Source organism: Parabacteroides sp. PM6-13 (assembly GCF_029892605.1).
Classification (GTDB): Bacteria; Bacteroidota; Bacteroidia; order Bacteroidales; family Tannerellaceae; genus QVMG01.
On the sequence record NZ_JARXWF010000008.1, the window covers coordinates 1 to 20,184 of the forward strand.

The window sequence follows — 20,184 nt, forward strand, 5'->3', positions numbered from 1 at the left end:
AATCTCTTCAAAATTAAAATCTTCCATAAAAAAACTGTGTTAGCAAAGTTAATACTTTTATTACGCTTTGCTGACACAGTTCAAATTACAGCCTCTGTTTTTTGAATTTCGTTTTTCATATAGTTTCAAAACACGAGGTAAATTCGCTTTGTACTTCTCAAGATCCCATTCCATGTCTTCCTCTCGAAGATAATCGTTCAGTGGTTCTAAACCAACCTCATGTCTTAATTCATCAACTTTTTCGGGATTTTGCAATGGAACAATATAGCTGTCTTCGGGGTTTTCTCCTATTATCATTTGAGTACCATAAACCTGAAATTTCCCTTGATTCATTAATATTCTGTCTGTTAGAAAAGCAAATTGCCATGCTTCTGCATTACCCTCCTTAACCGCTTGCTCCAAAAGAGGCAAATATTTTTCCTGAACAATTAAATCATCAACGTGCTGAATTGCCAAAAATAGAGTTTGGTTTGCTTCACTGCCAATTTCAGATTCCCCTAACCACCCAAATTCATCTATCAATTGCTGAACTCTAATAGCATTTATACTATCGACTTGCTCCATCTCTTCTCTGATTAAAAGAGTAGTTGGATTACTCAGTCCTTTCGATTTTTGAACATTTAGTAACAACAGCCGAATACCTTGGTCTTCATATTGTATTTTATTTAGTTCTTTCCGTAACTCATTATTATAGTTAGCTGTTATCGAATCGATGTAACCAATAAAATTCCCCCATTCATCCAAACCATGTAAGTTTTGAAAGTTATTGTCATTCCTAATTTCATCAAACATATAACCTTCTGAAATCAACTCGTAAAGGTTGGAAAATGCTTGTTTATAATCCAAGTTGCTGACACTTTTTCCTGCATTAATATAATTAGGCTCAACTTCCTTGACAAACTGTAAATAGAGGGTAGGATACTCTTTCCTTAATGTTTGAATATCTTTATTTTCCAATGCTTTCAAGCAATTATCTACAATCTCATTCACTGTTTGCGCATGAGCTAAAGTGGCTATAAATAAGAATATTAAACAAAATATTTGTCTCATTTGCTTGTTATATTTATTATGGTTCCCATCTAAAAAAGACTTTTTTTACGCCTACAAATGTAGCAAATATCTGTCAGCTCGGCATAATTGCATCATAACACCTATACACCTCCTCCACCCTATTCATCGATAAAAAGGCATGATTCATCTATTTTGTTTTTACCCCTACGGCAAAGCGACTAATATTGAAGTCTCTTTTACAAACACATAACACAATAGAAGATGATGATGAAAAAAGTATGCTTATTAGTGGTATTATCCGTTTGCATAACAGCGGCTTTATCGGCACAGACAGACAGGCGGATGCCCCAAGCCCAGATGGAGCCGAAAGAAATAGCGGAACAGAAAGCGGAATTCTACCGGCAGGAGTTGGGGCTCGATGACAAACAATACAAAAAAGTGTATAAGGTCTACCTGAGCCAAGCCAAGGCTTTGCAGCCGAAAGAGAGCGAGATGCCTGCCTTCTCGGGCGAAAGACCTGCCGGAGGCCCTCCGGGTGGTGGGCAGCCAGGTGGCGGTAGCTTCGGCGGTGGGCGACCGAGTGGCGGTATGCCTCCGGGGGATGGCGACTTCAACCGGGAAGGACGGGGCACTATGCCCGGCCGGGCCATGCCTCAGATCCCGGTAGAGTCTGAGAAAGATATCGCCAAGCGCGATAAGAAGATGAAAAAGATCCTCTCAGAAGGGCAATACCTCATCTGGCTCGATGTGGAGCAGGAGATCCAGCGGAAAGAGGAAGAGAGGAAACAAAAAGAGGAAAGAGTCAGGATGTTTACGCCTCCTGCAGAATAGGTCGTTAGTCGAACGAGGGTGCATCAGTCAATGCACCCTCTTCTTTTTCTTATGGCTTTAGCACCACGCCCAGGCTTTTCTTTCCGTTCATCTTGGCTACGACGGGTTGTTCGAAGCGCACATGCCGGAGGAAATCCGATTCATAGACCGCCGGTTGCTCGTTGAGGAAGGCCTCGTCGAACCAGCCATCGCCCCGGAAGGGGTTGATCGTGAAGTAACCTACGCCAAACGAAGTGAGGTTCTGGAAGAAGTGGGTGCCCTGACTTGGGTCGATCCGGTAGTTTTCTAAGCCACATTCTACAATCACACGGGCATTGCTGATATGCGGCCATTTCACCGGGATGCCCAACCAATGGTCGCTGCTCCCCCAACGGCCGGGACCGACTAACACATAGCCTTGCTCCCTGTCGGTGAACTGCCGGTTTACCTTTTCTATTTCATAGGCGATCAATTGGTTGTTCGATGAATTGAACGCACTGGTCTTCACATAGATCACATCGTAGACATCGCCTATGATGCCGTGTCCCAACACGCTGGTGGAGGAGATAATCGTATCTTCCTGGGGAACAAACGTAAGGTCTTCCTCCATAATCTCCTTATTGTCGACAGTCGGACGTATCTGCAACAGATAGAAGGTCGCCTTGGAGGGATCGTCGGGGTGGATATTGACCGCGAACTCGATCTCGATCGGCCGTGCCATCTCCGCCTGCCCGATATGCAGAAGCTCATCCAATGTCTGCGCCAGCGGGAATACATCGTGTTGCAGGATATTGACAAAAGAGAGGATTTTCCGCCCTCCGTCGTAATAGCCGTCGCGGATAATCTGATCATAGGGGTCGTAGGTCGATACAATATAGCGCAACGACCCGTCGGCATCGGCCTCTTTCAGGGAGAGACGCAATAGGTTGAAAGAATCATCGACCGAGAAATGCTCCGCCAGGTTATCCAGATCGAGCGCGTAGAAACGGGTTTGCGTTTCACGAAGCGCAAAATCCATCGTGCTCATCTGAAGGATATTATGCGGATAGCGGGGCGAGAAACGAAGGGTTTGTCCCCCGTCAACAATATATTTCCCCAAGCCAAGGGCGATATTGACGATGCCGTCTTCCGCCTTTTCGTTACCGATCGGGTAGAAGTTGAGCGAACGCCCCACGCCGGAAATGGTCGGGTAGTAATGGTTGTTATAGCGTGTCCCAACCACCTCCTGCAAAACGATGGCCATTTTCTCCTGGTCGATCAGGTTGGAGGTAGCCGTCATATAGGCCTTACTGTCGGTATAAAAAACAGAGGCATAGACCGCTTTGATCGCATCGCTCACCGTGCGCAGCATATCATATTTATCTTCGGTCTTGGGAACCATATAGGTCGAATAGATCCCGGCAAACGGTTGGTAGTGGGAGTCCTCGAGCAGACTGGAGGAACGCACCGCTAACGGTCCCTTCACTACGTCGAAGAAAGCCATCAAATCCTCGATCAATTCAGTCGGCAGGCTGGCACGTAGGAAATGATTCAGAATCACTTCGTCATTGTCCTCATGCAGGGCAATCGGATAAAGATCGTTGGATTCCATGAAATCGTCGAACACATCCGTACAGATCACCACCGTTTTGGGAATGGTCACGCTGAAATTCTCCCTGTCTAATTCGGGATAACGCTTCACCATCGCCCCGATAAACGCCAGACCTCTCCCTTTTCCTCCCAGCGAACCGTTGCCGATACGGGCAAAGTTACTGTATTCGTCGAAACGCTCCTTCTGGTAGACAGCGACTACCCCGGAGTTTTTCATGCGGCGGTATTGCACGATCAGGTCGAAGATCAATTGACGCGCTTCATCCATGTCTTTATAATCGCTGACATCCACATTCTTTAATACCTCCGCAGGAGGGAACATGGCGCGTGAATAGAAGAAGCGCGAGAAGTGATTGCGCGACAGGTGGTAGATCAATGACTCGTCGGGTATATCGAATATCTTCTTCTGCAAATCCTTCAGATCCTTGATGCGCATGATCTCCTCTTTGGTTTGTGGGTTGAGGATCACGAAATCACCAAAGCCGAAGTGGCGCATGATCTTCTTTTTCAGGTCCTGCGGATAGCTCTTCGAATTCTTATCGATGAAAGAGGCTTGCAGTTCTTTGGCGTATACACTGTTGGACGATTCGGACGATTCCAGGATGATGGGGATCACTAAGCCCGATTTGCGCACATAATGGCCGAACTTAAACCCGGCAAGCGGGTCTTTCATGCCGTCGTTCGTGAAGCTCATATCGGAGATAATACCCAGAATATGATTGCGGTATTGGTCGAAAATACGGACAGCCTCTTCATAGGTACGTGCCAGTTTGATCTTCGGACGACCACGCATACGCAGCGTTCGCTGGTGGTCGTTGAGCGCCTCTTTGGCAAACTCCCGGCTCTGTTCCAATACGAAACGATACAAATGCGGCAGGGCGGACGAATAGAAACGGATCGAGTCCTCGACCAGGAGGATGATCTGCACGCCGACACTCTCGACATCGTCGGGCGCGTTCATCTTGTCTTCCAGTAGTTTGATGATGGCAAGCAAGAGTTCCGCATTGCCCAGCCAACTGAAGATATAATCGATCGCCTCCATGTCTTCGCTGGCCACGCGCTTCGATACCTCTTTGGAAAAGGGGGTCAATACCACGATCGGGATCGCAGGATAATGGCGTTTAATCTCTTTGGCGGCGGCAAAGATGTCCTTGTCGTCCATATTCGGCATGCAGATGATCAACTCGAAATTACGATCGGCCAGCTCCGCAAGCGCCTCCGCCTCGGTAGTTACCTGCGTGAACCGCGGAGGATAGCGCAGGCTAAGGGAGGTATATTCATTGAATAACTGTTCGTCGATGCGTCCATCGTCTTCCAGCATAAAAGCATCGTACTTGGTTGCAATCAACAACACATTAAAAATACGCTTATTCATCAGGTTCGCAAACGAGGTGTCGCGAAAAACTAAATTTTTGAAGTCCGGTATACCACTCATAGGATATTTAACACTTTTACTATCCAAAAGTAAGCAAAAAAGTTTGCCAATCCACAAAATTGCATACATTTGTGAGCATATTGTTATTCCTTTAAAACATTAAACACTATGAAGACAGATGAATTCATGAACGCCTTAGAAGCAAAGCATCCGGGAGAAAAGGAGTATTTGCAGGCAGTAAAGGAGGTTTTAATCTCCATTGAAGAAGTGTATAACCAACACCCTGAATTTGAAAAAGCAAAAATCATTGAACGCCTTGTAGAACCCGATCGTATCTTCACGTTCCGGGTGGCTTGGGTAGACGACAAAGGAGAGGTTCAGGTAAACCTGGGCTATCGTGTACAATTCAACAATTCCATTGGCCCGTATAAAGGGGGATTGCGTTTCCATCCTTCTGTAAACCTGTCTATCCTGAAATTCTTAGGATTCGAGCAAACATTCAAAAACGCGTTGACCACGTTGCCTATGGGTGGTGGTAAAGGCGGATCGGATTTTGCTCCCCGTGGTAAAAGCGATGCGGAAATCATGCGTTTCTGCCAGGCTTATATGCTGGAGTTGTGGCGTAATATCGGCCCTGATACCGATGTGCCTGCCGGAGATATCGGCGTAGGTGGTCGTGAAGTAGCTTATATGTATGGTATGTATAAGAAGCTCGCACGCGAGAACACCGGTACGATGACCGGTAAAGGCATGGAGTTCGGAGGTTCTATCCTGCGTCCCGAAGCAACCGGTTTTGGCGCGCTCTATTTCGTAAAACAGATGCTCGAAGCGAATAATATCGACATAAAGGGCAAGACAGTGGCTTTGTCCGGATTCGGTAACGTAGCCTGGGGTGCTGCTCTGAAGGCGACCGAGATGGGTGCGAAAGTGGTAACGATCTCCGGCCCCGACGGATATGTGTATGATCCCGATGGCATCTCCGGCGAGAAGATCGATTATATGTTGGAACTGCGTAACTCAGGAAACGACATTGTCGAACCATACGTACAAGAATTCCCGAATGCCCAGTTCTTCGCAGGCAAACGTCCTTGGGGACAAAAGGTGGACATCGCGCTTCCTTGTGCTACCCAAAACGAATTGGGTGAAGCCGATGCTCGTCAATTGATCGAGAACAAGACGCTTTGCGTAGCCGAAGTATCCAATATGGGATGTACGGCAGAAGCAGCCGATCTGTTCGTTGAGCATAAGGTATTGTTTGGCCCCGGAAAGGCGGTGAACGCAGGTGGTGTGGCTACTTCCGGTCTGGAAATGACACAGAACGCCATGCATATCTCCTGGACAGCCGAAGAGGTGGATGCCAAACTGCAACAGATCATGACCGCTATCCACAACCAATGTGTGATGTATGGTCGCGAAGGCGAATATGTAAACTACGTGAAAGGCGCCAATGTAGCCGGCTTTATGAAAGTCGCCAAGGCTATGATGGCACAGGGAGTCATCTAAATAAATGAAGAATGAGGGATGAAGAATGAAGAATTTTAAGATTCTTCGATTCCTCATTCTTCATTCTTCATTCTTCATTCTCTTCAGATTCCCACCCCATAACCATGCTTCAACTCTGCCATGACAAACGTGCTGGTCAGCGAACCTAAGCTCTCGATCGTGCCCAGAACATTCAGGATAAACGCCTGGTAGTATTTCATGTCCGGCGCATGGATCTTCAGTAGAAAGTCATACTCTCCCGACACATTGTAACACTCGGTCACCTCAGGAATCTCCTGTATGATACGGGAAAATTCGGCAGCGATATCGCGGTTGAGCCTCCTCAATTTGACACTACAAAAAACCACAAACCCGAGGTTTAGCTTGTCGGCATCCAATATAGCTACATACTTCTTGATATACCCCTCTCCTTCCAAGCGTTTCAAACGCTCGAATACCGGGGTGGTCGACAGATTCACCTGTCCCGCCAGCTCCTTGGTGGTCAGCTTGCAATTGTTTTGCAAAATGCGCAAAAGCTGTAAGTCAATTTTATCCAACGTCTCCATAGAATATTATTCTGTTTAGGGTTTCTTTTTCTTTTCCAATTAGAATATTTATACTACACAGAAAGCAAAAATAGTTATATATTCCATATTTCAACGTTTTCTTGTTTGATATTTCTGCACCCCATACCTTTGTCGGAAAATAATCAACACGAGTCAATCACTCTTAAAAAGAAAAGAATATGGAAACAAGAAAATGGCATTACGAAACACTGCAGCTTCATGCAGGACAAGAAACACCCGACACTGCTACCGGCGCACGGGCGGTCCCTATCTACCAGACTACCTCCTATGTTTTCCACGATTCGGCGCATGCCGCCGCCCGGTTTGGGTTGAGCGACGCGGGTAATATCTACGGACGCCTGACCAATCCTACCCAGAGCGTTTTCGAACAACGGATGGCCGCGCTCGAAGGGGGTGTTGCCGCCCTGGCTGTGGCCTCCGGAGCCGCCGCCCTCACCTATGCCTTTGAGAATATCACCCGGGCAGGCGACCATATCGTCTCCGCCAAGACCATCTATGGGGGCACGTTCAACCTCCTGGCGAACACCCTGCCCGCTTACGGAATCACGACCACCTTCGTCGATCCCTCCGACCTCTCTCATTTCGAAGAGGCGATCCAAGAAAATACAAAGGCTGTCTTTGTGGAGACATTAGGCAATCCCCACTCCAATATCATCGACCTGGAAGCAGTGGCAACCATCGCCCACAAACACCATATTCCCTTGATTGTCGATAATACGTTCGGCACGCCCTTTCTGATTCGACCCATCGAGTGGGGAGCGGATATTGTCGTACATTCGGCCACAAAGTTTATAGGCGGCCACGGCTCTTCCCTGGGTGGGGTAATCATCGATGCCGGCCGGTTCGACTGGAGCGCCACCGGTAAATTCCCGCAGCTGACGGAGCCCGACGCCAGTTACCACGGGCTCCGTTTTGTCGAAGCAGCCGGAGCGGCAGCCTACATCACCCGCATCCGGGCCATCCTGCTCCGTGATACGGGAGCAGCCATCAGTCCCATCAATGCGTTTATTCTGTTGCAAGGCCTGGAAACGCTTTCGCTCCGGGTGGAGCGGCATGTGGAAAATGCCCTGGCAGTCGTCCATTTCCTAAAAAACCATCCGAAAGTAAAACGGGTGAACCACCCCGTCCTGCCCGAGCATCCGGATCATCACCTGTACGATCGTTATTTCCCGCGCGGTGCAGGCTCCATCTTCACCTTCGAAGTAGCGGGAGGGCAAGAGGAGGCACATCGTTTCATCGACAGCCTGGAAATCTTCTCCCTGTTAGCCAATGTAGCAGATGTGAAATCGCTGGTGATTCATCCGGCCACCACCACCCATTCGCAACTGAGTGAAGCGCAACTGGCCGAGCAGGGCATCACACCGGGCACGGTACGCCTGTCAATAGGCACGGAACATATAGAGGATTTATTAGCCGATCTGGAACAAGGGCTGGCTGCCCTGTAAGGCCGCCCTATTTCACCTTTCCCGGATTGCGGGCGATATAGTCTTTCCAGCCGGTATATTTCTTGTCGGAGACTGGGTTGTTGGCCTGCAGGTAATGGCAGACAGCCGCCGCCAGGCCGTCGGTCGCATCCAGTTCGGGAATCATCGATTCGTTGGGGATATGCAGGATCCGTTGCAACATAGCCGCCACCTGCTCTTTAGCGGCTTTCCCGTTGCCGGTGATAGCCATCTTGATCTTCAATGGGGCATATTCAAAAATAGGGATATCCTTCGCCAGCGCTGCCGCCATGGCTACGCCCTGCGCACGTCCCAATTTCAGCATACTCTGCACGTTTTTCCCATAAAAGGGCGCTTCGATAGCCAGTTCGTCGGGATGATACTCATCAATGAGCGCCGATACGCGTTCGAATATCTTCCGCAACCGCAGGTAATGGTCGTCGTATTTATTGAGCTGAAGCACCCCCATGACGATCAGTTGCGGACGGTTACCGGTCACTTTCAATAGGCCGTATCCCATCACAATCGTTCCCGGGTCGATGCCCAATATGATGCGTTCCTTACTCATGCGCCCAGTCTATTTCATCCAACAGGGTAGTAAAGCCCACGATCTTACTGCCAAAGCGTTCGATCAGCTTTTGATGCAACATATTACCTTCTCCTTCCAGCCAATATTGCAGGGTCTCAATATTTTTCACATGAAACTGAACAGAATAACTCTCGCCTTCTCCCTCCTCACTCATCTGAATCACCCGGCGCAAACAGGGAGCATGAAGGAAACCGCTGGCTGCCGCCTGCGGAATATAAATCTTTCGAAGATGCAAAAGAGCCTCCTCCAGAATCTCTTTCTCTATATGAAAAGTGGTATTATAAACTATCATGGTGTCTATGCGCTATCTTTCCCACAAAGGTAGTGAATTAACCATCGCACCGCAACGTCTGAGGCAAACTCAAAAAAAATATACCTTCGCGAAACAAAAACCATGTAATATAAGAAAAATAACTATATTTGCACCGCAAACGACCGATATGGGGCATTAGCTCATCTGGCTAGAGCGTTAGACTGGCAGTCTAAAGGTGATCGGTTCGAGTCCGATATGCTCCACAAATAAGGCTAAGTATTAGCGAGTTACAAAATTTACACCCAGATTTACACCCATAAATGTAGATTTGGGTGTTCTTTTTGAATAAAAATCCCCCGAACCTCAACTGAAATCCGGGGGCAACCTGTCGTTTCAACAAAAATGTTGAAGCGTACAATGGCTTCTGTTAGTTCTCAATCTGCTTATCGATCTCTTCTTCTGCCCTATCAAAGAAGAAAACACCTATCAGTTCCGCTATATCAGTCCCGAACTCGCATAAGGTGTCGCTTATGTTGCCGAGCTTCTCGGTGCGTTTAATATAAGGCTCTAACTCTTCTGTGTCCATAAGTGCATTTACTTTACTACGTGCTTCTTTTAACGCTATAATCACTTCGAGTAATCCGGTATGCACAGCTTCGATCTTTACTTTGTCTATGTCTATGTCTATTGTTTTCATATTGTTTCATCTATTTGCTTTTCAAATCTATACCCTGCTACCGACCCAATAAATTTAGCTACTTGGGCGATCCATTCATTTAGATCGGTGTGCATATCGCAGAGGTCTTCTTTACAATAGTCTATCTCTTGATCTTCTTGCAACTCCATAGCTTTGTTACGTGCTTTAATAATTAGCTCTTCCAACTCTAATAACCCCTCGTGTAAAAGGGTGTGTGAAATGTTTGTTTTCATATCTATATCAATTAATTATTATTACTTTATTGTTCTTCGCTCAATATGCGGATGACCCACGCCAAGTCGCAAAGATTATCCATTTCTAACGGCAGGTTACCTGTTGCGTCCACCATTAGGTTGATTAAACCCTCTCTTATCTTCTTGACACTTCCTTTGTCTACGACTTCGGGATCAATCACTACTTTACCGTCAATTTCTTTTACCATGATTATACGTTTTTAATGTTGTTTTTAATAGGGGGAAATCCCATCTTTAATTTATAAGCCATTTTAAGGCGATTTAAGACATTTTCTTTTCAAATCATACATCTATACCGTAAATCCGAAATATCACCGCAAATCGCCCCTAATAGCTTTAGATTGCTTGAATATTAAACCTCTTGAATGAGCGGAACGCTTGTTTCTCGGTGTCGAAGTAGGTAAAAAGTAGGTCGTTCTTTGCCCTCTGTGAGCCTTTCACCTCAACATTGATATACTTGTCAGACAAAGTGCCAAACGCCTGTCTAACCTCTCCGTTTACCTTCTGATAGTAGAACTTTACAATACCTGTTCTCATTGCTGCCGCCAGCTTGAAGTTCGCCCATGCTTTACGCAGGCAATCTGCGAAGGCTTCACCGGTTACTCGGAATAAACGCCATGCCATTGCCATGATTCCTTTTAACTCGTTTCTTTTTGATGTACTCATAATCGTGTATATTAAAGTGTTTGTATTTAATTGACTCAGCCGAAAAGTCGGCTCAGTACTATGTATTAATCCCCGAAGTAACGATACCGTGATCCTTCACCGTGATAGTAGTCGTATAGATCGACCTTTCTTGGTTGGGCGCATAACGCTTTATATTCGTCAGATGCGTGCCACTTAGCTAATCTTTCTTTCTCTGCTTCGATAGCTGCCTGCTTAGCGTTGTAGATGATAGTTTCTTTCTCAACCCACCAAGCTCTTGACAGGCACTCTCCGAAGTTCTTAGAATAACTTCCACGACGGTAGATGTTCCATGCCCGGATCATTACGGCTCTCTTGCTTATTTTTGATGTTGTTGTCATGTCTATACGTTTTAATGTTGATTTCTATACTGCAAATATACACTATAATGTATATCCAGCCAAACAAAAAGTGTTAAAAACATACATTATGATGAATTTATCTAAATATTATCTACATTATGATGAATTTTCAGTACATTTGCAGTATAACATTAAAATGTATAGTATGAATTTAAGAGTAAAAGAAGTATGTAAAGAAAGAGGTATGACTATGGAGGCTTTAGCGAAGTTGTTAGATATTACTCCAAATACCCTCACTCGGAATATCAACGGCAACCCCACCATTGAAACTCTCGGTAAGATCGCCTCTGCTTTGGAAGTCCCGGTAACGGATCTTTTCGAGCAACCGGCAAAAGATGTAGTGAACTGTCCGTATTGTGGTGGGAAGATAAAGATAGGGAAGGAATAATGATACATAAAGACAAATGAGATGGTAGATCGAAATGAATTGCGAGTAGGGAATAGGTTAGCTTTAAGCCCGTCGGGCTTTTTTTGCGGCAATACAGTAATAGTTGATGAGATATTGAAAGATGGTATAAACTCATTAGAACTTGAATTTTACGACAGTAGCGAATTTTATAAATTCGAGAATTTATATCCTGTAGATATCTACCACTACGATTTGCGTGATTTTTGCGGATTTGATATTGTTGAATTTAACGAAGATGATTATGATGATGATGAATATGTTCATTGTATACTAAAACATAGGGTTTCAGGGACATTAGTTCATGTTGTCCGTGACATATGGGAGGTGTATGTTCAAACTTCTGTTATCAATAAATTATGGCGAAATGGAGCAATTAGGGTTAATAGTTTTCATCAATTAGAGAACGTTATTTTTGCTTTAACAGGTGTGGATATATCTGAATAATCAGTTAGACCCTCCAATATACTCTTCCAGAATCTTAGGCCGTCTAAATTGAGAAGTCTTTAGTGACATGTCGTTTCCACAGAATTGTGAAAGCGGGCCAAGGGTGTTAAATTCTTTACGACCTATCAAAAAGAAAGGGCATCCCATCACAGAACACCCCTTAACGCTGAATCAAAGCACACATCAATCGTCTACCTGTTCTGCCTTGTCGATCACCTCAATGATAATATCTTCGCCGATATGGTCGCAAAACACCTGCTGTAATATCTTCCCTCTGCCATCCGTAGTGTTATCAATTACCGTGATAGTGTGCTGGTCTATCGGGTTGCCCTGAATGTGAGCAATGAGCCGCTTTACTTTCTCTTCACTTGCCATCTTGCGCTGGTTTTATAACTTTCCATCCGAGTTTTTCAGACAGATCGTCAATTCTTGATTCTAATTCTTCATCCGTCAATCCTTCCAGTTCAAGAGCGGCAGCAATCTTCTTTGCCATACCTATTGGCATCGGTTTTAATCCGGTAAACGCTTCATACCACTCTGGAAACTCGCTCGTGTCCAAAACTCCAGTTGCCACAGATGACAACAATTTTGCTTTCTGTTCTTTTGATAGTTTAATCTTCATGATTCAAATTATTTAATGTTTGTATTCGCTCTGCCAGCCTATCCACAACCTCATCAGGAGCAGATAGTAACAGCTTCTCTAACTCTTTATATTCGCAGGCAATCTGCGCATCAACACTCACAGACTGCTGCTTTGGCACAACGTACTGCATCAATTTCTCAAGTACCTGCACCCTGTCTTTAGGATCTAACTCTTTCAAATCCTTTTCAAACTGCACTCGGTTACCATCAATAACCTGCTGAATCCAGCTTTTCAATTCCCCTGTTATCTTATTTGGCACTCCTTTAGGTCTGCCATTGGGGTTATTCGTCTGTCCTTTCTTCATCTTTGTAAATCTTTGTTGTTTTCAAAGCTTCCCGTGTACGCAAATAAGCAATTTTATTTTTCAAATGATACCACGATCACCTAAGCGGAGAAAGTGGCTGAAATCTCTACCCTTCTCTCAAATATGAGATTCTAAACACCATTATCGTAGTACTGTTTTGCTTTTTCACGGTCTCGGCAACATTTAGCCCACTTTCCAAAGTCTTCGTTCCCAGGATAGCGAACACACTTTTTGTCCGGCTGTTTATATTCGTTGCCAATCTTACGCTTAAAAACTTCGTAGTATATCACGCTCGGATCAGCTTCTAACGTACGACTGTATAGATACATCTCTGTTGCCGGGTTATAGCCTTCTTGTCTGAAGGTATCGCCGAACTTTGTAAATTCTTTGGGTAGTTCTCTAATATTCATCTGTCTTTATATTATGCCCCCGGATGAAGTTAATCACCCGGAGGTTGTTGTTATAAACCTAATCCTCCGCCTTTCATCTTCACCTCTATTGACCCCTTTAATGAGTTGGCAGCACTATCGGTGTTTCCGGCAATAGCTTTTCCAGATTCCGCTATGCCTTCTAACTGTGATAGCCGTTCGGTGTTAGCTACTATCGAGCGATTAGCCTCAGCTATCTCCTTTGACGTAGAATTGAGTTGTATCATATTCTGTTCGATCTTGCTGTTCAAATCCCGGATAGCAGTAAGCTCGCCGAAACTATTAGTCATAATATCTCGGTTCAACTGAAAACCATCCTTTACAGAATCTATTGCTGTCATGTCAATCCCAAACCCTTTTCCACCAAATATTTGCTGCATTATTCCATTCATCTCAGCATTGATCTTTTCTGAATCGACCTTTAGACCTTCTTTAAGTATATCTCGAATGCTTTCAGCAGCATTTGCGCCACGCTCCAGAGCAACCCTTCCTGCTCCCATCTGCCCGGCTAATAGATCAATACTTTGTTGATTGGCTTTCCCTAATGCTCCGGCAAGTGAGTTATCAGACGTTGATGCCTCATTTTTGAGTCTATCTATTTCCCATCCATTTGCTTTCGCCAACTCATCCCAATCTTTGGCTATCGACATCCAGCTATCAACCACAGTAGGAAGGCTATCGAAAATACCAGAGGTTATAGAAAGAAGTTCTTCTTGTACCGCCTTAGGATCGCCTAATGAAAATGCGTCTCTAATCTTTGGTTTATATTGCTCAAGGTACTCTCCTAAGATCATTTCCTGTAGAAGGGCTTTCCCGAGTGCATCAATCACCTTTAGTCCTGAATCCTCAAATAAATCCCAGGCGTCTGACCCATTACGAACAGCGTCAAATATTATATCAGTCAAATCAGAAGCTATCCCGCCAAAGGTTGATTCGATGTGATCATCAAGGACTTTCATCGCTTCATCGTAAGCCTCTTTCTGATCAATAGCAAGTGCAAGCTGTGTGCGTAATTCTTTGGATATTTCTTTGTGGGTTTCCAGGAACAGCCTTGCTGCTTCAACATCAAACTCACCATTCAAATCACCTCCCCATATTTCAGGAGCAAAATCAAACAAGGTGGTGAATTTATCTTTTGAGCCTTGCTTATACCATACGTGTTTTGCGGTCTGAATAAGACTTCCTTGCAGTACTGTCATTTCACGCTTCATGGCGTCAATCAAAACTTCATCTGCATAGGTTCTGCTCCAATTGGCCAAACTAAAGCCCTGATAGCTATCCATCCCGTACGGCTTTATATTGAGTTTTTCATTTACAAAATCATTGTAATCACCAATGGTCTTTTTATAGCTATCGTAAGCCTTGATCGCCTGTTCAATACCACGCTTTCCGAAAAATGAAGAGTATTCCTCTTCGAGATAGTTTCGCTCTGACAAAAGAAGATTGAACCGATGCTGCCAGTCGTATTGTTCATTCTGCATTCTCCGGATTCGCTCTTCCTCTTCTATCAATCCGTTAAATACCGATGATCCTATACCGGCTACCGCTCCGGCAACAGCACCCCAAATACCGCCTGATTTAGCACCTGAGATGGTCTTCTCTAATATGTTCCCCCAATCTTTTAAAAGGCTTGTAAAATCTGATAGACTTTGATCTCCGGTTGCATCTGCCAGTTGTCCAATCATATCAGATAACTGAGACACTCCCTGCACTGCCTCCAATGCTCCATCATAGATGTAGTTCAATCCTTCCTGCCGGGATGTTTCCGCATTATCTTCAAACAGTTTCTTTTTTGCCTTGTCTGCCTCCGTAAAGGCTTTCTCTGATAGTTTGGCAGATTCCTTTAGTTTCTGCAAACCTTTAACAATGCCGGAGAACGGGTAATTAGTTCTGCTGTCTAACTCATTTTGTTTATCGATCAGTGCATTGTAAATGTCTTTTATTTCGTCAAATGGTAAGCCTTTGAGTAGGTCGCTTGGATTGTCAATAAGTCTTTTCGTTTCATCGATTATGCTTTTGAGCTGTTTACGGCTCATATTAGCAGCATTGGAGAATAGCTTCGTGAAAGTGTCAGAGGCCTTACTCAATTCGTTGAACTCAGAGCTGTTGATATCTTTAAGCCCTTTCTCATACTGCTTCTTCGCTACTACTAATGCCCGGTTTATTTCCTCTGCGTTTTCTTCTGTACGCTGGCTATTCAAGAAGGAAACAGTATCGTTGTACTCTTCTTCCAGCTTCTCACGCTGCTTAGCAAAGTCCTGGTATTTGTCGAGAACAGAATCAAGCAGATCCTTTTCACTTTTCGCCCGGTCTGCGGTGTTGGCTTGAAACAGACCGGCAAGGAGATTTTGCTTTTCTTCCGGAAGGTCTGCAATGACATTTACAGAGGAAGTGAATGTCATTCCCTTATCTTTCCAATCAGGGTTAGCGGCTTCCCATGTTTTACGCTCAAGTTCCTGCTGTTGCTTGATAAGAGCGGCTCCACGCTTCATGATCTCCAATTCCCGTTTGTCATAATCGAGATTGATTTGAGCAAGAGTTTTATCTGTACCTTCTTCCATGAGGTTGATACGTTGCTGCTGTAATTCGTGTTCAGCCTCTCGCTCTTCAACAGCAAGCTTCTTGCTCATTTCCTCAATCTCCCGGAGACGATCAGCAGTTTCAGATTTTAGCCGGTTGGTATCTAAAGCAGACTTTTTAGCGTCTTTATCCTGCCCGGTCATGGTTTCCAGCTTTTTTTCTGCCTCTTGCAGGGCTTTAACCTCATCCTCAATAGCTTTCGCAAAATCAAATTGTTCTCCCGGTTTTAATTCGATAGGGGCTATTCCTTTTCTGAGATTCTCAATATTTTTTTTCAGGTTATCGATTTCCCCCTTGGTATCAGCAAGCTGTTTGTCGAAATCCACGAAAGGAGCTACTTCCTTTTGATCCTCTTTCTTTGAGAGTTTCCCGTAGATTGATTCCAGGTCACTTATTTCATTATCGAGTATCCCTTTTGATTTGCGGATATTCACAACAAGCAGATCGATAGGGTTTGTTTGGTATGAAGAAGCACCTCCAAACATTCCTTGTGATACATAAACGGTCTTGTTGAATTTATCAATAGCATCCTGTACCTCTTTGCTAAACTCACTTCCGGAGCTTAATGATTCTTTCAGGGAATCAAGTAAAAGTGTTCCTTGTGCTTCTCCAAACTCTTTATTGAACGATTTGCGGATCTTATCAATGTTCTTCCCCCATTGCTCGGTGTAATTATCCACAGCAGATTGTGTGCCTTTTTCAATGGCTCTGTCTTTGGCAGATTGGATAGCGGCTTCTGATATGGCTTTATAAGCTCCTTCTATGTCTTTGAGGGTGCGTATCTCTTCATTTAAGCCATCAAGGTAGTTGCCGTATTTATTGATGATATTGTCCTTTGCTTTTTGATATGCCTCCGTCCCTTCCTTAGCGTTTTTGAGCCTCCCGAAAAGAATATCAATATTTACAGACTCTTCTTCTGTACTCTTGTTGAAGTCTTTCATTGTCTCCGCAAGCCTCTTTTGCGATTTCTCTGCCTCGGTTTGATATGTGCTCAATTTGTAGATGCCATAACCAAGACCTACAACTGCTGCTGTAAGCACAACATAAGGATTGGTAACTAATAATGCTGCTGAGGCTTTTAATGATTTGGATAGGCTGGCCTGCGCAAGAGTAAACATCTTTGTTCGAGCGGCGGCAATGGCTTCTGCATTGGAAAGTTGAATACTGGCAGCGGCGGCAAGATGCTTCTCGACTACGGCCTGACGCATGATCTTTGTATTGAGGGACTGCAAAGCGGAGATCGAAATAAGAAGAGCTTTGTAGCTGCCATAGACAACAACTAATTCCGCTATTGTCTTGCCGATTATCTCGTAGTTCTCAACCATGAGAGTAGCACTCTCTATCGCCTTACCGATAACACCTTCCGAGCTTTGACCAATCTCATTAAACATCACCTGAATGTTATCCTTAAGTGCTTCGATCTGCCCTGTAATGGCTTTAGATTGGTTCTCCATCAATCCGCCATACATACCACCGGAAGATGTCATGTTCTTAAAGGCCTGTTCAACCTCTTTGAATCCAACCTTCCCGGCAGAGACAAGATCATTTACTTGACCTTCTGCAACTCCTAATACATTTGCAAGCTCTTTATAGATGGGGATACCACGCCCGGCAAACTGGCGTATATCCATGAGATAAGCCCTGCCTTGCATACGGAGTGTACCGTACAAATAAACGATGTCTCCGATAGACTGACCTGTTCCGGCTGCCACGTCGCCAAGCATTGTCATCTCCTGAATCACGCTATCCGCTTGCGATCCGTATGCTATAAGCTGCTTTGCTGCTTCGGCTGCTGATTGCAAACCGAAAGGAGTACGTGCGGCAAAGTCTGTTAAGTCTCCAATGAGAACTTTAGCTTTATCACCACTCTTTAGCATAGTACCAAAGGCGATTTCTAATTGCTGGAACTCGCCACGAACATTTACCACTTCTTTTGCAAAAGCTGTGAGGGCTGCTGTACCACCAATACCGGCTAATGCTTTTTTGAAGTTACTATTAATGGATGCGCCAGCTTTAGAAGCTTCTTCCGCTAAACGGTTAAACTTCCCTTCAAGGGATTGCAATTGCTTATCAAGCTTATTGAATGCTTTCGGATCGGCGGCCTTATCCATGCCTGAAAGTTTTGTTTTCAGGTCATCTATTTCTTTTTTTAGCTTCTTCAATGCCTCAAAATCGGCGCCTACACGAAAATATAATCCACTCATGATTCTTCTTATTTATTTGTTATTACTTTTTTATTCCATCCCCGAACAGTTCTTTGCCCGGGTTCGCCTCTTTCCAGTGATTGATCCCGTCTAACCCCGCATCGCTGGAAAAGTAATCTTCCGTTGACTTGTAGCCCATGAGTTGGAATACATCGTCGGTAGAGAACAGCATCTCACCGGTAACTTTATCTTTGGTCGCTCTAATCGTTTTGCCCTTCGCCACTAAAAAGAGATAGTGGCGCAGCTTATCGTCTTCTTTATACTCTATTAAAATTGGTTTCATATCTTTATCTGTTTGATTGTTAGTTTAAACTCCCACTCTCATTTAGCATATCCAAAACCACTTGCTTATTGATTTGGCGATCATGTATAGCATCATTTTCGTTTAAAATTGTTTTTGCCAAATCAAATGCATCATTCGTCCGACCTTCGGTTATGGCCTGCATGATCTTGTAGGCGTTTGATACGTTCCGGCAGATCTCTCCGAATGTCACCTCTAAGGGTATATCCACTAATCTGATTTTTATTTCTTCTTCTGTTTTCATTTTGTGTCCTTTTTTATAGTGTGCAAACTGTGCAATTCTTTCAAGAAATCATCATAGCATTTCACCACAGCGTAATGCCCTCCGGCAGCTATGATTTGTTCCTGCACTTGCTTCTGAATGTCGCTTTGTTTATCTCGCCCTATCTTGATCTCGAAATTGTAAACTTTGCCATTGTGGGTTACTTGTACATCGGCAATCCCTTTAGTGCTGCCTGATTTACGCCACATCTTTAGGCGGGCATCATATTGACCTTGTGAGTTCTGCCGTTGGTAAAAAGCTCCGTTAATCTTCGACCATATAGACAGGCATTCGGTTAGTCCGTTCGCTGTATCGTCTCTAAATTTCTTTACAAACCGGCAGTTCTCAGGAATGGAACTATTACGATACTTAAACTCGAAATAGTCCTTCTCCAGTCGCTTAACTGATTCCGGCTTCTGATACCGGGCCACTACTTTACGAGGCTTCTTTTCTTCTCTTGGGATAAAGTCTTGCATATTCATATAGCTTGTCGTTTACAGGTGAGTCCATACTGTTTGCAATACCAAAAGAATGTTCTAATGGATTTACGAGCGCAATGCTTCAGGCATCGGTCATATTGCTCATCGCACTGCCAGTCCTCATACTTATCAGACTGCCTACTAACAATATGAAAGTAAGCTCTTCCACTCTCGCCAAACTCATTGGCCAGCGATTGACCAATAGCGTACCAATCATCATACCGATCTGTCATGTCTATGCCTCGGACTGAAATGTCAGATACCAGCTTGTCTACCCAATACTCTACATCGTTATCCGGATTCACCTCTCTTGTCTTATATTCCTTCGGCTCGATCATATCGGTAAACACACCAGCCTCTTCATCCATATGAGGAAATTCATCGTATGACGCCCCACGTAGACGGGCAACATCTCTGCATTGTTTATCGACAACCAAACCACGCACTCTCAATACCTCAGCTATTGCCTGAAAATGCTCTTTATGCTTCTCCGGGTTAGCTATCTGTATAATCATATACATTCCTTTCCCCGATGCAGATAAAGCGCCATAGCAATAGCCTGGGATATTAGGAAGGTTATGCTTAAGGCGATCCCAGTTCTTTATACTTGGGTTATCCTGTGCGTCCAGGTCGATGCAGATAAAGCCGGAATGTTTGATTAGGCCTTTATTACTTCGTTTAGAAAATACGCCTGAAACAGTAATGCAGGGTAGGGATGCCTTTATGCGCCTACGTTCATCTTTATCGGTGCAGCCTCTTACCACTTCAACCTGTCTTCTGTATTCTCCAGACAATAGCCAATCGAATAAGCTGACGGTCTTTGTAGGAGTGGCATCAAAATAATTTCTAAAAAAAGAGATAGGAACGGTCTCGAACTTTGTCAAAAGGTCGAGCCTCCATATTCTATCTAAATTGATTATGCTCATGATAATGCTTATGATAATGATAATGTATATGTATAGGGTAGCCGTTGTATTCATTTGAATACTGTTGA

General features: G+C 44.5%; 24 protein-coding genes and 1 tRNA gene. 6 read left to right on the forward strand and 19 right to left on the reverse strand.

Annotated features, from left to right (window positions below):
* Positions 1-60: 60 nt before the first annotated feature.
* Positions 61-1,050, reverse strand: coding sequence for a DUF6624 domain-containing protein (locus M2134_RS08710; protein ID WP_280751410.1), 990 nt, complete (start codon positions 1,048-1,050; stop codon positions 61-63).
* Positions 1,051-1,278: 228 nt separating this feature from the next.
* Here M2134_RS08710 and M2134_RS08715 point away from each other — a divergent pair, with 228 nt between their 5' ends.
* A complete protein-coding gene (locus tag M2134_RS08715) occupies positions 1,279-1,842 on the forward strand; it encodes a hypothetical protein (RefSeq protein WP_280751409.1) in 564 nt (187 codons plus the stop codon).
* Between the two features lie 49 nt (positions 1,843-1,891).
* Here M2134_RS08715 and M2134_RS08720 read toward each other — a convergent pair whose 3' ends face one another.
* Positions 1,892-4,846, reverse strand: coding sequence for a PEP/pyruvate-binding domain-containing protein (locus M2134_RS08720; protein ID WP_280751408.1), 2,955 nt, complete (start codon positions 4,844-4,846; stop codon positions 1,892-1,894).
* A 108-nt stretch (positions 4,847-4,954) separates the two neighbouring features.
* Here M2134_RS08720 and gdhA point away from each other — a divergent pair, with 108 nt between their 5' ends.
* Positions 4,955-6,289: an NADP-specific glutamate dehydrogenase gene (gdhA, locus tag M2134_RS08725; protein ID WP_280751407.1), complete on the forward strand. Its 1,335-nt coding sequence runs from the start codon at positions 4,955-4,957 to the stop codon at positions 6,287-6,289.
* Positions 6,290-6,372: 83 nt separating this feature from the next.
* Here the strand turns inward: gdhA and M2134_RS08730 are convergent, their stop codons facing one another.
* Positions 6,373-6,834 carry an Lrp/AsnC family transcriptional regulator gene (locus M2134_RS08730; RefSeq protein WP_280751406.1) on the reverse strand — a complete coding sequence of 154 codons (462 nt, stop codon included), beginning with the start codon at positions 6,832-6,834 and terminating at the stop codon, positions 6,373-6,375.
* 179 nt (positions 6,835-7,013) lie between these two features.
* On the opposite strand from M2134_RS08730, the gene M2134_RS08735 reads away from it, so the two are divergent.
* Positions 7,014-8,300 carry an O-acetylhomoserine aminocarboxypropyltransferase/cysteine synthase family protein gene (locus tag M2134_RS08735; protein WP_280751405.1) on the forward strand — a complete coding sequence of 429 codons (1,287 nt, stop codon included), beginning with the start codon at positions 7,014-7,016 and terminating at the stop codon, positions 8,298-8,300.
* Positions 8,301-8,307: 7 nt separating this feature from the next.
* Here the strand turns inward: M2134_RS08735 and ruvC are convergent, their stop codons facing one another.
* Positions 8,308-8,865 (reverse strand): crossover junction endodeoxyribonuclease RuvC, encoded by a 558-nt coding sequence (gene ruvC / locus M2134_RS08740; RefSeq protein ID WP_280751404.1) that lies wholly within the window; start codon positions 8,863-8,865, stop codon positions 8,308-8,310.
* On the reverse strand, positions 8,858-9,178 hold the full coding sequence (locus tag M2134_RS08745) for a DUF4286 family protein (protein WP_280751403.1): 321 nt from the start codon (positions 9,176-9,178) through the stop codon (positions 8,858-8,860). The genes ruvC and M2134_RS08745 overlap by 8 nt, the downstream gene beginning before the upstream one ends.
* Positions 9,179-9,328: 150 nt before the next feature.
* On the opposite strand from M2134_RS08745, the gene M2134_RS08750 reads away from it, so the two are divergent.
* Positions 9,329-9,402 (forward strand) — tRNA-Ala (locus tag M2134_RS08750).
* Positions 9,403-9,566: 164 nt separating this feature from the next.
* Here M2134_RS08750 and M2134_RS08755 read toward each other — a convergent pair.
* The 5 genes from M2134_RS08755 to M2134_RS08775 all read right to left on the reverse strand — a co-directional run bounded on the left by M2134_RS08755 (position 9,567) and on the right by M2134_RS08775 (position 11,115).
* Complete coding sequence (locus tag M2134_RS08755; protein WP_280751402.1) at positions 9,567-9,836, reverse strand: hypothetical protein; 270 nt, start codon at positions 9,834-9,836, stop codon at positions 9,567-9,569.
* Positions 9,833-10,069 carry a hypothetical protein gene (locus M2134_RS08760; protein WP_280751401.1) on the reverse strand — a complete coding sequence of 79 codons (237 nt, stop codon included), beginning with the start codon at positions 10,067-10,069 and terminating at the stop codon, positions 9,833-9,835. The genes M2134_RS08755 and M2134_RS08760 overlap by 4 nt, the downstream gene beginning before the upstream one ends.
* Positions 10,070-10,095: 26 nt before the next feature.
* The gene (locus tag M2134_RS08765) at positions 10,096-10,278 is read right to left on the reverse strand and encodes a hypothetical protein (RefSeq protein WP_280751400.1); all 183 of its coding nucleotides are present in this window, start codon (positions 10,276-10,278) and stop codon (positions 10,096-10,098) included.
* A gap of 148 nt (positions 10,279-10,426) precedes the next feature.
* Positions 10,427-10,756 (reverse strand): SH3 beta-barrel fold-containing protein, encoded by a 330-nt coding sequence (locus M2134_RS08770; protein WP_280751399.1) that lies wholly within the window; start codon positions 10,754-10,756, stop codon positions 10,427-10,429.
* A 65-nt stretch (positions 10,757-10,821) separates the two neighbouring features.
* Entirely contained in the window at positions 10,822-11,115 is a 294-nt protein-coding gene (locus M2134_RS08775) for a hypothetical protein (RefSeq protein WP_280751398.1), read from the reverse strand.
* Between the two features lie 88 nt (positions 11,116-11,203).
* Between M2134_RS08775 and M2134_RS08780 the strand changes: the two genes are divergently transcribed.
* On the forward strand, positions 11,204-11,524 hold the full coding sequence (locus M2134_RS08780; protein ID WP_280751397.1) for a helix-turn-helix transcriptional regulator: 321 nt from the start codon (positions 11,204-11,206) through the stop codon (positions 11,522-11,524).
* Between the two features lie 21 nt (positions 11,525-11,545).
* Positions 11,546-11,989, forward strand: a complete 444-nt coding sequence (locus tag M2134_RS08785) for a hypothetical protein (RefSeq protein ID WP_280751396.1) — start codon at positions 11,546-11,548, stop codon at positions 11,987-11,989.
* Between the two features lie 183 nt (positions 11,990-12,172).
* Here the strand turns inward: M2134_RS08785 and M2134_RS08790 are convergent, their stop codons facing one another.
* The 9 genes from M2134_RS08790 to M2134_RS08830 form a co-directional block, all read right to left on the reverse strand.
* The gene (locus tag M2134_RS08790) at positions 12,173-12,364 is read right to left on the reverse strand and encodes a hypothetical protein (protein WP_280751395.1); all 192 of its coding nucleotides are present in this window, start codon (positions 12,362-12,364) and stop codon (positions 12,173-12,175) included.
* Positions 12,354-12,611, reverse strand: coding sequence for a hypothetical protein (locus tag M2134_RS08795; protein WP_280751394.1), 258 nt, complete (start codon positions 12,609-12,611; stop codon positions 12,354-12,356). Before M2134_RS08795 ends, M2134_RS08790 begins: the two co-directional genes overlap by 11 nt.
* Positions 12,601-12,936 (reverse strand): hypothetical protein, encoded by a 336-nt coding sequence (locus M2134_RS08800; protein ID WP_280751393.1) that lies wholly within the window; start codon positions 12,934-12,936, stop codon positions 12,601-12,603. The genes M2134_RS08795 and M2134_RS08800 overlap by 11 nt, the downstream gene beginning before the upstream one ends.
* Before the next feature lie 131 nt (positions 12,937-13,067).
* Positions 13,068-13,346: a hypothetical protein gene (locus M2134_RS08805; protein WP_280751392.1), complete on the reverse strand. Its 279-nt coding sequence runs from the start codon at positions 13,344-13,346 to the stop codon at positions 13,068-13,070.
* A gap of 50 nt (positions 13,347-13,396) precedes the next feature.
* Entirely contained in the window at positions 13,397-18,148 is a 4,752-nt protein-coding gene (locus M2134_RS08810; protein ID WP_280751391.1) for a tape measure protein, read from the reverse strand.
* 22 nt (positions 18,149-18,170) lie between these two features.
* The gene (locus M2134_RS08815; RefSeq protein WP_280751390.1) at positions 18,171-18,431 is read right to left on the reverse strand and encodes a hypothetical protein; all 261 of its coding nucleotides are present in this window, start codon (positions 18,429-18,431) and stop codon (positions 18,171-18,173) included.
* Between the two features lie 19 nt (positions 18,432-18,450).
* Positions 18,451-18,693 (reverse strand): hypothetical protein, encoded by a 243-nt coding sequence (locus M2134_RS08820; protein ID WP_280751389.1) that lies wholly within the window; start codon positions 18,691-18,693, stop codon positions 18,451-18,453.
* Entirely contained in the window at positions 18,690-19,193 is a 504-nt protein-coding gene (locus tag M2134_RS08825; protein WP_280751388.1) for a hypothetical protein, read from the reverse strand. The genes M2134_RS08820 and M2134_RS08825 overlap by 4 nt, the downstream gene beginning before the upstream one ends.
* Complete coding sequence (locus M2134_RS08830; RefSeq protein ID WP_348525040.1) at positions 19,190-20,170, reverse strand: PriCT-2 domain-containing protein; 981 nt, start codon at positions 20,168-20,170, stop codon at positions 19,190-19,192. The genes M2134_RS08825 and M2134_RS08830 overlap by 4 nt, the downstream gene beginning before the upstream one ends.
* Positions 20,171-20,184: the final 14 nt, after the last annotated feature.

Excerpts from the sequence above, each read along its gene's own strand:
- M2134_RS08710 (WP_280751410.1), bottom strand. The coding sequence starts at position 1,050 with ATGAGACAAATATTTTGTTTAATATTCTTATTTATAGCCACTTTAGCT.
- M2134_RS08715 (WP_280751409.1), top strand. The coding sequence starts at position 1,279 with ATGAAAAAAGTATGCTTATTAGTGGTATTATCCGTTTGCATAACAGCG.
- M2134_RS08720 (WP_280751408.1), bottom strand. The coding sequence starts at position 4,846 with ATGAGTGGTATACCGGACTTCAAAAATTTAGTTTTTCGCGACACCTCG.
- gdhA (WP_280751407.1), top strand. The coding sequence starts at position 4,955 with ATGAAGACAGATGAATTCATGAACGCCTTAGAAGCAAAGCATCCGGGA.
- M2134_RS08730 (WP_280751406.1), bottom strand. The coding sequence starts at position 6,834 with ATGGAGACGTTGGATAAAATTGACTTACAGCTTTTGCGCATTTTGCAA.
- M2134_RS08735 (WP_280751405.1), top strand. The coding sequence starts at position 7,014 with ATGGAAACAAGAAAATGGCATTACGAAACACTGCAGCTTCATGCAGGA.
- ruvC (WP_280751404.1), bottom strand. The coding sequence starts at position 8,865 with ATGAGTAAGGAACGCATCATATTGGGCATCGACCCGGGAACGATTGTG.
- M2134_RS08745 (WP_280751403.1), bottom strand. The coding sequence starts at position 9,178 with ATGATAGTTTATAATACCACTTTTCATATAGAGAAAGAGATTCTGGAG.
- M2134_RS08755 (WP_280751402.1), bottom strand. The coding sequence starts at position 9,836 with ATGAAAACAATAGACATAGACATAGACAAAGTAAAGATCGAAGCTGTG.
- M2134_RS08760 (WP_280751401.1), bottom strand. The coding sequence starts at position 10,069 with ATGAAAACAAACATTTCACACACCCTTTTACACGAGGGGTTATTAGAG.
- M2134_RS08765 (WP_280751400.1), bottom strand. The coding sequence starts at position 10,278 with ATGGTAAAAGAAATTGACGGTAAAGTAGTGATTGATCCCGAAGTCGTA.
- M2134_RS08770 (WP_280751399.1), bottom strand. The coding sequence starts at position 10,756 with ATGAGTACATCAAAAAGAAACGAGTTAAAAGGAATCATGGCAATGGCA.
- M2134_RS08775 (WP_280751398.1), bottom strand. The coding sequence starts at position 11,115 with ATGACAACAACATCAAAAATAAGCAAGAGAGCCGTAATGATCCGGGCA.
- M2134_RS08780 (WP_280751397.1), top strand. The coding sequence starts at position 11,204 with ATGATGAATTTATCTAAATATTATCTACATTATGATGAATTTTCAGTA.
- M2134_RS08785 (WP_280751396.1), top strand. The coding sequence starts at position 11,546 with ATGGTAGATCGAAATGAATTGCGAGTAGGGAATAGGTTAGCTTTAAGC.
- M2134_RS08790 (WP_280751395.1), bottom strand. The coding sequence starts at position 12,364 with ATGGCAAGTGAAGAGAAAGTAAAGCGGCTCATTGCTCACATTCAGGGC.
- M2134_RS08795 (WP_280751394.1), bottom strand. The coding sequence starts at position 12,611 with ATGAAGATTAAACTATCAAAAGAACAGAAAGCAAAATTGTTGTCATCT.
- M2134_RS08800 (WP_280751393.1), bottom strand. The coding sequence starts at position 12,936 with ATGAAGAAAGGACAGACGAATAACCCCAATGGCAGACCTAAAGGAGTG.
- M2134_RS08805 (WP_280751392.1), bottom strand. The coding sequence starts at position 13,346 with ATGAATATTAGAGAACTACCCAAAGAATTTACAAAGTTCGGCGATACC.
- M2134_RS08810 (WP_280751391.1), bottom strand. The coding sequence starts at position 18,148 with ATGAGTGGATTATATTTTCGTGTAGGCGCCGATTTTGAGGCATTGAAG.
- M2134_RS08815 (WP_280751390.1), bottom strand. The coding sequence starts at position 18,431 with ATGAAACCAATTTTAATAGAGTATAAAGAAGACGATAAGCTGCGCCAC.
- M2134_RS08820 (WP_280751389.1), bottom strand. The coding sequence starts at position 18,693 with ATGAAAACAGAAGAAGAAATAAAAATCAGATTAGTGGATATACCCTTA.
- M2134_RS08825 (WP_280751388.1), bottom strand. The coding sequence starts at position 19,193 with ATGAATATGCAAGACTTTATCCCAAGAGAAGAAAAGAAGCCTCGTAAA.
- M2134_RS08830 (WP_348525040.1), bottom strand. The coding sequence starts at position 20,170 with ATGAATACAACGGCTACCCTATACATATACATTATCATTATCATAAGC.